The organism is Streptomyces sp. G45 (genome assembly GCF_049542095.1).
Taxonomy (GTDB): Bacteria; Actinomycetota; Actinomycetes; order Streptomycetales; family Streptomycetaceae; genus Streptomyces.
In genome coordinates, this window is sequence record NZ_JBMUZU010000001.1 from 7,142,822 (window position 1) to 7,155,435 (window position 12,614).

Annotated in this window: 12 protein-coding genes; 7 read left to right on the plus strand and 5 right to left on the minus strand. The window is 73.9% G+C overall.

The window, feature by feature from the left end; all coding sequences use genetic code 11:
• Nucleotides 1-29: 29 nt before the first annotated feature.
• Both ACOBQU_RS30310 and ACOBQU_RS30315 read right to left on the minus strand, forming a co-directional pair.
• A complete protein-coding gene (locus ACOBQU_RS30310) occupies nt 30-1,424 on the minus strand; it encodes a metallopeptidase TldD-related protein (RefSeq protein ID WP_423631407.1) in 1,395 nt (464 codons plus the stop codon).
• Nucleotides 1,421-2,944 (minus strand): TldD/PmbA family protein, encoded by a 1,524-nt coding sequence (locus ACOBQU_RS30315; protein ID WP_423631409.1) that lies wholly within the window; start codon nt 2,942-2,944, stop codon nt 1,421-1,423. The genes ACOBQU_RS30310 and ACOBQU_RS30315 overlap by 4 nt, the downstream gene beginning before the upstream one ends.
• Before the next feature lie 265 nt (nt 2,945-3,209).
• Here ACOBQU_RS30315 and fabG point away from each other — a divergent pair, with 265 nt between their 5' ends.
• From fabG to ACOBQU_RS30330, 3 genes are all read left to right on the plus strand, one after another.
• Nucleotides 3,210-3,929: a 3-oxoacyl-[acyl-carrier-protein] reductase gene (gene fabG / locus ACOBQU_RS30320; RefSeq protein WP_423631411.1), complete on the plus strand. Its 720-nt coding sequence runs from the start codon at nt 3,210-3,212 to the stop codon at nt 3,927-3,929.
• 5 nt (nt 3,930-3,934) lie between these two features.
• On the plus strand, nt 3,935-4,705 hold the full coding sequence (fabI, locus tag ACOBQU_RS30325; RefSeq protein WP_423631413.1) for an enoyl-ACP reductase FabI: 771 nt from the start codon (nt 3,935-3,937) through the stop codon (nt 4,703-4,705).
• A gap of 139 nt (nt 4,706-4,844) precedes the next feature.
• Complete coding sequence (locus ACOBQU_RS30330; RefSeq protein WP_423631415.1) at nt 4,845-5,231, plus strand: hypothetical protein; 387 nt, start codon at nt 4,845-4,847, stop codon at nt 5,229-5,231.
• A gap of 7 nt (nt 5,232-5,238) precedes the next feature.
• On the opposite strand, the gene ACOBQU_RS30335 is transcribed toward ACOBQU_RS30330, so the two are convergent.
• Nucleotides 5,239-5,997, minus strand: coding sequence for a FadR/GntR family transcriptional regulator (locus ACOBQU_RS30335; RefSeq protein WP_423631417.1), 759 nt, complete (start codon nt 5,995-5,997; stop codon nt 5,239-5,241).
• A gap of 129 nt (nt 5,998-6,126) precedes the next feature.
• Between ACOBQU_RS30335 and ACOBQU_RS30340 the strand changes: the two genes are divergently transcribed.
• From ACOBQU_RS30340 to ACOBQU_RS30355, 4 genes are all read left to right on the plus strand, one after another.
• Complete coding sequence (locus ACOBQU_RS30340) at nt 6,127-7,629, plus strand: CynX/NimT family MFS transporter (RefSeq protein ID WP_423631419.1); 1,503 nt, start codon at nt 6,127-6,129, stop codon at nt 7,627-7,629.
• 295 nt (nt 7,630-7,924) lie between these two features.
• The gene (locus tag ACOBQU_RS30345) at nt 7,925-8,041 is read left to right on the plus strand and encodes an SGM_5486 family transporter-associated protein (protein WP_106967776.1); all 117 of its coding nucleotides are present in this window, start codon (nt 7,925-7,927) and stop codon (nt 8,039-8,041) included.
• A gap of 167 nt (nt 8,042-8,208) precedes the next feature.
• Nucleotides 8,209-8,436 carry a hypothetical protein gene (locus ACOBQU_RS30350; protein WP_423631421.1) on the plus strand — a complete coding sequence of 76 codons (228 nt, stop codon included), beginning with the start codon at nt 8,209-8,211 and terminating at the stop codon, nt 8,434-8,436.
• A gap of 195 nt (nt 8,437-8,631) precedes the next feature.
• Nucleotides 8,632-9,150 (plus strand): SixA phosphatase family protein, encoded by a 519-nt coding sequence (locus ACOBQU_RS30355; RefSeq protein WP_423631422.1) that lies wholly within the window; start codon nt 8,632-8,634, stop codon nt 9,148-9,150.
• 81 nt (nt 9,151-9,231) lie between these two features.
• Here ACOBQU_RS30355 and serB read toward each other — a convergent pair whose 3' ends face one another.
• Both serB and ACOBQU_RS30365 read right to left on the minus strand, forming a co-directional pair.
• Nucleotides 9,232-10,482, minus strand: coding sequence for a phosphoserine phosphatase SerB (gene serB / locus ACOBQU_RS30360; protein WP_423631424.1), 1,251 nt, complete (start codon nt 10,480-10,482; stop codon nt 9,232-9,234).
• A gap of 226 nt (nt 10,483-10,708) precedes the next feature.
• The gene (locus ACOBQU_RS30365) at nt 10,709-12,487 is read right to left on the minus strand and encodes a streptophobe family protein (RefSeq protein ID WP_423631426.1); all 1,779 of its coding nucleotides are present in this window, start codon (nt 12,485-12,487) and stop codon (nt 10,709-10,711) included.
• Between the last annotated feature and the right edge of the window lie 127 nt (nt 12,488-12,614).

The following is a 12,614-nucleotide window of genomic DNA, read 5'->3' on the forward strand; positions in this document are numbered from 1 at the left end:
CGGGGGTGCGCGGGGTGCGGTCTACGAGGTTATACGCCCCGGCTGACGGAACTCATGTGGAAGTCCGGCACCCGCAGCGCGGGCATGGCGGCCCGGGTGAAGTAGTCGCCCCACTCGCGCGGCAGCGTCCGCTCGGTACGGCCCGCCTCGCTGGCCCGCGACAGCAGGTCCACCGGCGACTCGTTGAACCGGAAGTTGTTCACCTCGCCGACCACCTCGCCGTTCTCCACCAGGTACACGCCGTCCCGGGTCAGGCCCGTGAGCAGCAGCGTCGCCGGGTCCACCTCGCGGATGTACCACAGGCAGGTGAGCAGCAGGCCGCGCTCGGTGGCGGCGACCATCTCCTCCAGGGAGCGGTCCGAGCCGCCCTCCAGGATCAGGTTGTCGACGGCCGGGGCCACCGGCAGGCCGGTCAGGGCCGCGCTGTGCCGGGTCGTCGTCAGGCGCGTCAGCTCGCCGCCGTCGATCCACCGCGTCGGCACCAGCGGCAGGCCGTTGTCGAAGACGGACGCCGAGTCGCCCGAGGAGTGCGCGATCACGAACGGCGCCGCCTCCAGGCCCGGCTCGCTCGGGTCGCTGCGCAGGGTCAGCGGCAGCCGCGCGAGCCGCTCGCCGACGCGGGTGCCGCCGCCCGGCTTGGAGAACACCGTGCGGCCCTCGGCGGCGTCCCGGGCCGCCGCCGACCAGAGCTGGTAGATCAGCAGGTCGGCGACCGCGGTCGGCGGCAGCAGCGTCTCGTACCGCCCGGCGGGCAGCTCCACGCGCCGCTCGGCCCAGGCGAGCCGCCGGGCCAGCTCCTCGTCGAGGGCGCCCGGGTCCACGTCCTTGAAGTCCCGCGTGGCCCGGCCCGCCCACGCCGAGCGGGCGCGGTCCGGCGACTTCGCGTTCAGCTCCAGGGTGCCGGTCGGCTGGTCGTGGCGCAGCCGCAGCCCCGTCGACGTCCCCAGGTAGGTCGAGGTCAGCTCGTGGCTGGCGAAGCCGTACAGCTCGCGGCCGCCCGCGCGGGCGCGGGCGAACGCCTCACCGAGCGCGGGCGCGAACGCGTCGAACACCGCCGAGGACGTCTCGGCCGGGGCGTCCGTGAAGTCGGGGGCGGCCGGGGCGCCGGTCACCAGCGGCTGCGCGTCCTCCGCGGGCCCGGCCCCGCGCGCGGCGGCCTCGGCGGCCCGCACCAGCGGCTCCAGGTCGTCCGCGGTGACCGCCGAGCGGGACACCACGCCGGACGCGGTGCCCTGGGCGCCGTCGACGGTGGCGATGACGGTGAGGGTGCGGCCCCGGGTGACGCCGTTGGTGGTCAGGGCGTTGCCCGCCCAGCGCAGGTTCGCCGTCGACTCCTCGTCGGCGATCACCACGCACCCGTCGGCGGTGGACAGCTCAAGGGCCCGCTCGACGATCTCGTGCGGCTTGCTCGTACGCGCGGTCATCGCCCGGCCTCCTGCGTGGTGTTCAGAATGTTGACGCCCGTGAAGAGGGCCGAGGGGCAGCCGTGGGAGACCGCGGCGATCTGGCCCGGCTGGGCCTTGCCGCAGTTGAAGGCGCCGCCCAGGACATAGGTCTCCGGGCCGCCGACCGCGGCCATCGACCCCCAGAAGTCCGTGGTCGTCGCCTGGTAGGCGACATCGCGCAGCTGCCCCGCGAGCCGCCCGTTCTCGATCCGGTAGAAGCGCTGCCCGGTGAACTGGAAGTTGTACCGCTGCATGTCGATGGACCACGACCGGTCGCCGACCACGTAGATGCCGCGCTCCACGCCGCTGATCAGATCCTCCGTGGACCGGCCCGCCGGATCCGGCTGGAGCGAGACGTTCGCCATGCGCTGCACCGGCACGTGCGCGGGGGAGTCGGCGTACGCGCAGCCGTTGGAGCGCCCGAAGCCGGTGAGCCGCGCGATGCGCCGGTCCAGCTGGTAGCCGACCAGGGTGCCGTCCCTGACCAGGTCCCAGGACTGCGCAGCCACGCCCTCGTCGTCGTACCCGATGGTCGCGAGGCCGTGCTCGGCGGTGCGGTCGCCCGTCACGTTCATCAGGGACGAGCCGTACGCCAGCTTGCCGAGCTGGTCGAAGGTCGCGAACGACGTGCCCGCGTACGCCGCCTCGTAGCCGAGGGCGCGGTCCAGCTCCGTGGCGTGGCCGATGGACTCGTGGATCGTCAGCCACAGGTTGGAGGGGTCGACCACCAGGTCGTACAGGCCGGGCTCGACGCTCGGGGCGCGCATCTTCTCGGCGAGCAGGCCGGGGATCCGGGCCAGCTCGTCGTCCCAGTCCCAGCCGGTGCCGGTCAGGTACTCCCAGCCCCGGCCGACCGGCGGCGCGAGGGTGCGCATCGAGTCGAACTCGCCGCTCGACTCGTCCACCGCGTGCGCGGTGAGCTGCGGGTGCAGGCGCACCCGCTGCTGTGTGGTGACCGTGCCCGCCGTGTCCGCGTAGAACTTGTTCTCGCGCACGGTGAGCAGCGAGGCGTCCACGTGCGCGACGCCCTCGGCGGCGAGCAGCCGCGCGCTGAAGTCCGCGAGCAGCGCCGTCTTCTCCTCGTCCGGCACCTGGAACGGGTCGATGTCGTACGAGGAGACCCACGTCTTGTCGGCGTGCACCGGCTCGTCCGCCAGCTCCACCCGCTCGTCGGACCCGGCGGCCTCGATGACCCGCGCCGACAGCTTCGCCATCGCCACGGCCTGGGACGCGACCCGCGCCGCCGCGTCCATCGTCAGGTCGACGCCGGAGGCGAAGCCCCAGGCGCCGCCGTGCACCACCCGCACCGCGTAGCCCAGGTCCGTGGTGTCGGACGACGCGGCGGGCCGCGCGTCCCGCAGCCGCCAGGCCGCGCCGCGCACCCGCTCCAGGCGGAAGTCCGCGTGCTCGGCGCCCAGCGCCCGCGCGCGGGCGAGCGCGGCGTCGGCGAGGGCCCTCAGCGGCAGCGCCGTGAAGGCTTCATCGATCGAATGAGGCACGGAAAGTCTCCCTGCTGTCACCAGTGGTGGGCTCCGGCCCGCCGTGGTCGGCCCCCGTCCGCGGCCGCCCCGGGGCGTCGGTCACGTCCGATCATCGCGCGCCGACCGGCCGCTCGGCCATACCTTTCCGCGGTGGCGGCACGCACCCTTCTGTAGGGATCCAACAGTGAGCACTTCATGCCACTGTCGGTCGCCGATTCCCCGGATCGGGTACGGGACCGATAGGTTTTCGAGTGACCACACCGTCAAGGAGAAGGGTGATCCGTTGAGCCGCTCGGTTCTCGTCACTGGAGGAAACCGGGGCATCGGCCTCGCCATCGCCCGCGCGTTCGTCGACGCGGGCGACCAGGTCGCGATCACCTACCGCTCGGGTGAGCCGCCCCAGGACCTCACCGCGGCCGGTGTGCTCGCCGTCAGGTGCGACATCACCGACGCCGAGCAGGTGGAGCAGGCCTACAAGGAGATCGAGGAGAAGCACGGCCCGGTCGAGGTGCTCGTCGCCAACGCGGGCATCACCAAGGACCAGCTCCTGATGCGCATGTCCGAGGATGACTTCACGTCCGTCCTCGACACCAACCTCACCGGCACCTTCCGCGTCGTGAAGCGGGCCAACCGGGGCATGCTGCGCGCCAAGAAGGGCCGCGTCGTCCTCATCTCCTCCGTCGTGGGCCTCTACGGCTCGCCGGGCCAGGCGAACTACGCCGCCTCCAAGGCGGGCCTGGTCGGTTTCGCGCGCTCGCTCGCCCGGGAGCTCGGGTCGCGCAACCTCACGTTCAACGTCGTCGCGCCCGGTTTTGTCGACACCGACATGACCCAGGCGCTCACGGAAGAGCAGCGGGCGAACATCGTGTCGCAGGTGCCGCTCGGCCGTTACGCGCAGCCCGAGGAGATCGCCGCCACCGTGCGGTTCCTGGCCTCGGACGACGCTTCGTACATCACTGGAGCCGTCATCCCGGTTGACGGCGGATTGGGCATGGGTCACTGATCACCATGAGCGGAATTCTCGACGGCAAGCGGCTCCTGATCACGGGCGTGCTGATGGAGTCCTCCATCGCCTTCCACGCCGCGAAGGTCGCGCAGGAGCAGGGCGCCGAGATCATCCTGACCGCGTTCCCGCGGCCCACGCTCACCGAGCGCATCGCCAAGAAGCTGCCCAAGCCCGCCAAGGTCATCGAGCTGGACGTGACCAACCAGGAGCACCTGGACCGCCTGGAGGGCGTCGTCCGCGAGGAGCTGGGCGGCCTCGACGGCCTCGTCCACTCCATCGGCTTCGCCCCGCAGGACGCCCTCGGCGGCAACTTCCTGAACACGCCGTTCGAGTCCGTCGCCACGGCCATGCACGTCTCGGCGTACTCCCTGAAGTCGCTCACCATGGCCTGCCTGCCGCTGATGCCGGAGGAGGGCGGCTCGGTCGTCGGCCTCACCTTCGACGCGCAGTTCGCCTGGCCGCAGTACGACTGGATGGGCCCGGCCAAGGCCGCCCTGGAGGCCACCAACCGCTACCTGGCGCGCGACCTGGGCTCCCGGAACATCCGCTGCAACCTCATCTCGGCGGGCCCCATCGGCTCCATGGCCGCCAAGTCCATCCCGGGCTTCACCGAGCTGGCGAAGGTCTGGGACACCCGCTCCCCGCTCACGTGGGACATGGCCGACCCGGAGCCCGCGGGCCGCGGCATCGTCGCGCTGCTCTCGGACTTCTTCCCGAAGACCACCGGCGAGATCATCCACGTCGACGGCGGCGTGCACATGATGGGCGCCTGAGCCCTTCTCTCTACGGGCTCTTCGTACGGGCTCTTCGTACGGTGCCGACGCCCCGTTCCCGCGTACGCGCGGGGGCGGGGCGTCGCCCGTTCGGCCCGCCCGTCGCGCGGGCGCGGGCCGGTGCCGCGCACCCTGGAGTGTGCGCTGGTCCCCTGGTGCGGCGCTCGCCGCCCTCGCCCTCCTGAGCACGCTGCCGTACGACGCCGTGTCCCACGCCGCCGCGCAGGCCGCGCGCGGCGGGGGCGCCGACGACGCCGGAAGCGCGGCCGAGCGGGCCCGGCGGGCGGCCGCGGCACGGCCGTTCGGCGCGGAGTGCCGCAGCAGCGTCGTGGGCTCCCAGGCCGTCGCGTACTGCCACAACCCCTACCCGGACACCGACCGGGTCCGGCTGCACGTGGAGTGCGAGCGGTGGTGGGACCTCGACAGCGACAGCCGCCCCGTCGCGGCCGGGCCCGCCATGACGGTGCGGCTCACCGGGCGCTGCTGGAAGGAGATCCGCGCGGTGTGGGTCAGCCACCAGCGGTAGCCGGGCCTCAGCCCGCGGCGCCCGACAGGTCCCCGGCGTCCGACAGGTCCCCGGCGTCCGATAGGTCGGCGGAGTCCGGCTGGTCCCCGGCGTCCGTGTGCCGACGGTGGCACTGGTACGGGTAGCTGGCCGCCTCCGCCGCCGCCGTCTCCGCGTCCCGCGCCCGGATGGCCGCCACGAGGCGGTCGTGGTCCATGTAGCTCTCCGGCGTCAGCTCCTCGCCCACGTCCAGGCGCAGCCAGGCGCGCAGCAGTTCGTTCAGGTCCGCGTACAGCGCGGTGAGCACCTCGTTGTGCGAGGCCGCGACGACCGCCATGTGGAACGTGGCGTCCACCGCCACGAACGCCTCCGCGTCGCCCGACTCCCAGGCCGCCTCGCGCTGCGCGAGCAGCGCGTCCAGCTGCCGCAGGTCGCGGTCCGTGCGCCGCCGCGCCGCGAGCCGCGCCCCGCTCGCCTCCAGCGTGCACCGCAGCTCCGCGATGTGCGTGGGGTCGGCGTCGGCGAACCTGCGGTGCATCACGCCCGCCAGCTCACTGGTCGCGATCACATAGGTGCCGGAGCCCTGCCGGATGTCGAGCAGGCCGTTGTGGGCGAGGGCGCGCACGGCCTCGCGGACCGTGTTCCGGGCCACGCCCAGCTGCTCGACCAGCTCGGGCTCGGTGGGGATGCGGGAGCCGACCGGCCACTCGCCCGACGAGATCTGGTTGCGCAGCTCGGCGATGACCTGCTCGGAGAGCGCGGAGCGACGGGGCGTGGTCAGCGGCATGACGTTCCTTCGTACGGGGGCCGGGGCCGACGTTCCTTCATACAGGTACGCGTACGAGTACGGGGCCCGGGGCCGATGGCCGGGAAACGGATTGGACAACCAATCATCCCATGATTCTATGATGGCACCATGGTGCGTGAGGAGACGACGAAGACGAAGGCGCCGATACCGGCGACCACACCGCCGACGGGCGCGCAGACCCGGACGGCGGACGGATCGGCACGCTCCGAGACCACGGCCTGTACGGACGCGGAGGCGCCCGAGGGGGCGGCCGCCGTGCCCAGCGCGCCCGGGGGCGGCCCTGGGGCGGACGCGAAGGGCGCGGACGCGCGGAGCGCCGCCGCGCGCACATGGGCGCTGCGCCTGATCCCCGTCGGCATCGTCCTGGCCGCGCTGAACCTGCGGCCCGCCATCACCAGCCTCGGCTCGCTCCTCGAAGAGGTGCGGGACGGGCTCGGCATGAGCGGCACCGTCGCCGGGATGCTCACGTCGGTGCCGACGCTGTGCTTCGCGGCGTTCGGCGTCATGGCGCCGCGCCTCGCTCGCCGCTTCGGGCCCGCCACTGTGGTGTGCGCGGGCATGGCCGCCATCGCCGCGGGCCTGGTCCTGCGGCCCTTCCTCGGCTCCACCGCGGGCTTCCTCGCCGCCAGCGCGCTCGCGCTGATGGGCATCGCGGTCAGCAACGTCCTGATGCCGGTGATCGTCAAGCGCTGGTTCCCCGACCGGGTCGGCCCGATGACCGGCCTGTACTCGATGGCGCTCGCGCTCGGCACCTCGCTCGCCGCCGCCCTGACCGTGCCGATGACCGACGCCCTCGGCGGCAGCTGGCGCACGGGTCTCGCGGTGTGGGCGGTGCTGCCCGCGCTGGCGTTCCTGCCGTGGCTCGTGCTGTCCCGCACCGACTGGCGCGCGGCGCGGCAGGCGGCGCGGGCGGGGGCCCGGCCCCCGGTGGCCGAGGGAGAGCGGGACGCGGGGGCCGACGGGGAGCGGGCCACGGCGGCCGAGGGGGAGCGGGACGAGGGGTTCCGCATCACCCACAGCCGCACCGCGTGGGCCCTGGCCGTCTTCTTCGGGCTCCAGGCGTCGTCCGCGTACGTCACGATGGGCTGGATGGCGCAGATCTTCCGCGACGCGGGCGTCTCGGCGGGCCTGGCGGGCGTGCTGGTCGCCGTCACGATGGCGATGGGCGTGCCGCTGGCCTTCGTCATCCCCCGGGTCGCCACGCGCCTGCCCCACCAGGGCCCGGCCGTCGCCGCGCTCGGCGTGTGCGGTCTCGCCGGTTACCTCGGCATGTACGTGGCTCCGGCGGGCGGCGCCTGGGCGTGGGCGGTGCTGCTCGGCATCTCCAACTGCGCCTTCCCGCTGGCCCTCACGATGGTCGGCATGCGCGCCAGGACCAGCGCGGGCGTGGCCAAGCTGTCCGCCTTCGCGCAGAGCACCGGCTATCTGATCTCCATCCCCGGCCCGCTCCTGGTCGGCGTCCTTTACCAGCACAGCGGCGGCTGGGGCCTGCCGATCGCCCTCATGGCGGCCCTGATGGTCCCCCAGATCCTCATCGGCGTCCTCGCGGGCCGCGACCGCACGGTGGAGGACGAGGCGGCGGCGCGGGCGTCCCGCGCGACGCGGGGCTGAGCGGTTGCCGGGCTCGGCACGGGGCTGAGTAGCTGTCGGGCTCGGCACGGACTGAGCGGCTGTCGGGTTCGGCATGGGGCTGGGCGGTTGCCGGGCTCGGCACGGACTGAGCGGCTGTCGGGCTCGGCACGGGGCTGGTCGGCTGCCGGGGCCACCGCCGGTGTCCGGTGCCACCGGCGCTGCCCCCCGGCTGGCGGCCCCGGCCCCGCCGTACCCGCGCGACGCGGCCCCGGGCCCGCCGGACGGACCGCCCCCCGCCACGCCCCCGGCGAGGAGAGGGTGCGAGACTTGCCGTATGCCCGTGCTCGACCCGAACCCCCAGAACGGCCAGAAGAAGTTGCTCATCGTGCTGGGCGCGATGCTGGCCATCACCGTGATCATTGGCATCGTCGCCACCGTGGCGTCACCCTGACGCCTTCTCAGCAGCCGGATGGTAGGGCTAGCCCTACCATCCCCTAGGGGGTCAGTGTCAGGGTTATCTGGGTGGATCACCGGATGGGTTGAGAGGCCCCGGTTCCGTACCTTCGAGATGTGGCCGCGAGGACGCGGCCGGGAGCACTCGAAGACCCTGGAGGCGGCATGGCGGCCCGCGCGCACACCCGACCCGACCCGGCACCCCGGGCGGAACCGGCCGGGGTCGAGATCCAGCTCCCCTGGTGGGCCATAGCCCTGCCCGCGATCGCCTTCGCGGCCCTCCTCCTGCTGATCCTGAACCCCGCGGACGCGCACGCGGCGACCGGCGGCGGCGAGCCCTTCCTCGCCCACGTCCTCGACCGCATCCAGTCCGTCCTGAGCGCCGCCTTCTGAGGCCGCCCCAGCCCACCGCCAGGGAAGCGGGCACCACCGCCCGCCCGCCTCACCCGGCACCCCCGACCGCCCTCTGACCGACCTCTGACCGCCCTCCGACCTCGTACGTCACGCTGTGAAGGCCTCGTCACCCCTGTCGGGAGACCCCGTCAACTCCCTGCGCCCGGTGGCGTGTTTCATGCGAAGCTGGGACCCATGAGCGTCGCAGAACCCCGCAGGATTGTCCTTCTCCGGCATGCGAAGGCCGACTGGCCCCAGGTGTCCGACCACGACCGTCCGCTCGCCGAGCGCGGCCGCAAGGACGCCCCCGTCGTCGGCCGCAAGCTCGCCGACAGCGGCATCGCCTTCGACCTGGCCCTGTGCTCGACCGCCGTCCGGACCCGGGAGACCTGGAAGCTCGCCGTCCAGGAGCTCCCGCAGCGCCCCCGGACCGTGTACGAGGACCGGGTCTATGAAGCCTCCCCCGGCGAGCTGATCGCCGTGCTCAACGAAACACCGGACGACGTGCGCGACCTGATCCTCATCGGCCACAACCCCGGCGTCCACGGCCTCGCCGACGTCCTCGCCGGAGAGGCCGAGGGCGACGCCCAGGTGCGGATGAACCGCCGCGGCTTCCCGACGGCCGCGTTCGCCGTCCTGACCTACACCGGATCGTGGAAGAGCCTCGAACCGGGCACGGCGACGCTGGTGGACTACTGGGCGCCGTCCGAGTAGCACCCTCCGGTCCGTGAGAGAGGCCCGGCACCAAGGGGGTGCCGGGCCTCGGTCACGCGTGAGCGGCGACGACCGGTCCCGCTAGTCGTGGTCCAGGTGCATGTCCGCGGCCTCGACCTCTTCGCGGGTGACGCCGAGGAGATAGAGGACGGTGTCGAGGAAGGGCACGTTCACCGCGGTGTGCGCGGCCTCGCGGACCATCGGCTTGGCGTTGAAGGCGACGCCGAGACCGGCCGCGTTGAGCATGTCGAGGTCGTTCGCGCCGTCGCCGACCGCCACGGTCTGCTCCAGCGGCACGCCCGCCTCGTGGGCGAAGCGGCGCAGGAGGCGGGCCTTGCCCGCCCGGTCCACGATCTCGCCGGTCACCCTGCCGGTGAGCTTGCCGTCGACGATCTCAAGGGTGTTGGCGTGGGCGAAGTCCAGGCCGAGACGTTCCTTCAGGTCGTCGGTGACCTGGGTGAAGCCGCCGGAGACCACGCCGACCTGGAAGCCGAGGCGCTTGAGGGTGCGGATCAGCGTGCGCGCGCCCGGGGTCAGCCGGACCTCGGACCTGACCTTGTCCACCACCGAGGCGTCCAGGCCCTTGAGCAGGGCGACGCGCGCGTGCAGGGACTCCTCGAAGTCCAGCTCGCCGCGCATCGCGGCGGCCGTCACCTCCGCGACCTCCGGCTCGCAACCCGCGTGCGCGGCGAAGAGCTCGATCACCTCGTCCTGGATCAGCGTGGAGTCGACGTCCATCACGACCAGGCGCTGCGCGCGGCGGTGCAGGCCTGCGGCGACGACGGCGACGTCCACGCCCAGCGCCGAGGCCTCAAGCGCGAGCGCCGTGCGCAGCGGCTCGGTCTCGGTGCCGGACACCGCGAACTCCACCGCGGTCACCGGGTACTTGGCGAGGCGGAAGATGCGGTCGATGTTGCCGCCGGTGGCGGTGATGCGGGCGGCGATGGCGGCGGTGGACTCGGCGGTGAGCGGGTGACCGAGCACCGTGACGTGGGAGCGGCCGACGCCGCGCGGGCGGTTGTCGCCCCGGCCCGAGATGATCTCCGCCTGGAGCTTCAGGGAGTCCGCCCAGTTGTGCACCGTGGCCCGCAGATCGCCCTCCAGGCCGTGCGGGGGAGCGGTGACCAGGACGCAGAGCACTATCCGGCCACGCGTGACGACCTGCTCGATGTCCACGACATCGACGGCGTAGGCGGCGAGGGTGTCGAAGAGCCCGGCGGTGATTCCTGGACGGTCCTTGCCGAAGATCTTCACAAGGAGCGTCGGAGCGTCGGCTGCGGCACCGGCCGGTGCCGGGGCGCCCGGGGGCGCGGGGGGCGTGGAGGCACTCATGGTGATCCCCACGGTAGCTGGCCCCGCCTGCCGGGCGACGAGGGTGTCCGGCTGCCGGACAGGCCTTTCCCCTCCGCTTGGCCCCCGCTTTCCCCGGACACCGCCTGGCGGACATGTGAAGGGTGTGGGGGGCCACGCTCGGCATCGCCCAGAGCCCCAGCCCCAGCCCCAGCCTCAGCCCGAGCCCCGGTGCACCGCGCCCCTTCCTCGCACCGCGCGGCCCCGCTCACCTGCCCCGCCGAGGCCCCCCGCCCGCCGGTGGTGGCGGCGGCGGTGGCGGCGGTGGCCCCTCCGGGCCCCGTCGGGGCCTGCGGGGCGGTGGTGTCGTGGGGTTGCTCACCGTCGGCGCCCCGCTCACCGGCGGGGGAGCCGCCCCGCGGGGGCCCGCGTCCCGCGGCTCCTCCGGCACACGCAGATAGGGGTTGGTCTCGGCGCGCGGCGGCCGGTACGGCGTACTCGGCTGGTACGGGCCGGGCACCGGCGCCACCGGGGCCTCCGCCCGACCAGTACCGGCACCGGCCCCAGCACCCCCCACCCCGTACGCGAACGGCGCGGCCCGCCCCCCGGCCGCTCCCGTCGCCCGCGCGAGCAGCGCACCGGCCGTCCCGGCAGCCGCTCCCCACGCCGCGCCCAGGAGCACCGCCATGCCGACCTTCCCGTGCAGGTCGAGGCGGGCGCCGACCGTGTCGATGCCGAGCACCGAGAGGGAGGCGTCCGCGGACACCCCGGTGAGCCAGGTCATCAGGGGCAGCGCCACCGCGGTGGCCCCGGCGAGCGGCACGGCGCACCGCGCCACGAACCGGGCGGCCCCGTCATCCCGTACCGCCCCGGCCGGACCCGCCCCGGCCGGACCCGCCCCGGCCGTCCGCCCCAGCGGACTGCGCACGGCCGTGAGCACCCCCGCGAACAGCATCATCACCACCGCGGCGACCCCGAGCAGCCACACCCTGCCGTCGAGTTCGGCGAGGCGGGCGAGCGTCAGCGGGTCGTCGGAGTCGCGCAGCAGGTCGTCGACGGGGTCGGGCAGGAAGCGGGTGAGCACACCGGAGGCCTCGCCGTCGTACGGGACGAGGAGGCCGACGGGCAGGCCGAGGAACACGCCGTTCGGGGTGCCGAGGAGCGCGCCGCCGAGGACCCGCTTCGGATGGTCGTCGCCGATCGCCGCGTACGCCGCCGCGGCGAGGCCCGCGACCACGGCCATCAGCACCACGCCGACCAGCGCGGACGCGGCGGGCCGCAGCACCCGGTGGACGGCGTCGCAGCCCCGCGGCAGCGGGGTGCGGCGCGAGGCCAGCAGCGCGATGAGCAGCACGCCGGTGACGAAGACGGCACCGCCGAGGAGCGTGGCGCCGGTGTCCACGGTGAAGCCGACCGCGGCCTTCGCGTCGACCAGGCCGCGTAGCCGGTCGGGGAGCAGCCCGCCGATGTCACCGATGCCGCCGATGTCCTTGAGGCCGTCGGGGATGCGGTCGCGGATGCTGTCGGGAAGGCCGTCGACGCCTTTGTCGATGCCGTTGTCCATTCCTTTGTCGAGGCCCAGTTGTGCGCCGTCGATCGTGATGACGTCGTGCCCGGCCCAGGCGAGTCCGCCGAGCATGGCGAGGAAGAGGGCGATCACCGCTCCGGCGCGGGCGGCGAGTTCGGCGGGCGAGATCACCAGGCCCGCGCCGCGCAGGGAGCGTAAAAAGAAGAAGGAGAGCAGCACGGCCCCCACGAGTCCCACACCGAGAGGTGAGACGTCGATGGCGGTGTTCGCCTCCGCCCCCTTGAGGCCGAACGCGGAGACGTCACCGGACGGGGTGACGGCGCCGCCGACCCCGAGGGCGATCGCCGCCGCCGTCATCGGCCCCAGCGACCCGGCCGCGTCCGCGCCGAGCAGGTGCAGGCCGAGGGCGGCCGTGCCCGCCATGCCGATCAGCGCCCAGCTGACCGCGGCGACCGCGGAGAGCAGGACGTCGCCCCACGGCACCCCCCGCCGGGCGTCCTCGTACTCGCCGGTCCCCATCAGACCCCCCGAGCTCGCAGCGCGTCGCCCTCCGTGCGCGGGCGGGCGGACCGGCGGACCGGGAGCCGCGGCCGACCCCACCGTCCCGGCCACCACGGCCAGCACGGCCAGCACAGCCGGTGAGGCC

What these genes read in the sequence shown, in the direction of transcription:
- ACOBQU_RS30310 (WP_423631407.1), bottom strand. Translation starts at nt 1,424, where the DNA reads ATGACCGCGCGTACGAGCAAGCCGCACGAGATCGTCGAGCGGGCCCTT.
- fabI (WP_423631413.1), top strand. Translation starts at nt 3,935, where the DNA reads ATGAGCGGAATTCTCGACGGCAAGCGGCTCCTGATCACGGGCGTGCTG.
- ACOBQU_RS30335 (WP_423631417.1), bottom strand. Translation starts at nt 5,997, where the DNA reads ATGCCGCTGACCACGCCCCGTCGCTCCGCGCTCTCCGAGCAGGTCATC.
- ACOBQU_RS30340 (WP_423631419.1), top strand. Translation starts at nt 6,127, where the DNA reads ATGGTGCGTGAGGAGACGACGAAGACGAAGGCGCCGATACCGGCGACC.
- ACOBQU_RS30345 (WP_106967776.1), top strand. Translation starts at nt 7,925, where the DNA reads ATGCCCGTGCTCGACCCGAACCCCCAGAACGGCCAGAAGAAGTTGCTC.
- ACOBQU_RS30350 (WP_423631421.1), top strand. Translation starts at nt 8,209, where the DNA reads ATGGCGGCCCGCGCGCACACCCGACCCGACCCGGCACCCCGGGCGGAA.
- ACOBQU_RS30355 (WP_423631422.1), top strand. Translation starts at nt 8,632, where the DNA reads ATGAGCGTCGCAGAACCCCGCAGGATTGTCCTTCTCCGGCATGCGAAG.
- serB (WP_423631424.1), bottom strand. Translation starts at nt 10,482, where the DNA reads ATGAGTGCCTCCACGCCCCCCGCGCCCCCGGGCGCCCCGGCACCGGCC.
- ACOBQU_RS30365 (WP_423631426.1), bottom strand. Translation starts at nt 12,487, where the DNA reads ATGGGGACCGGCGAGTACGAGGACGCCCGGCGGGGGGTGCCGTGGGGC.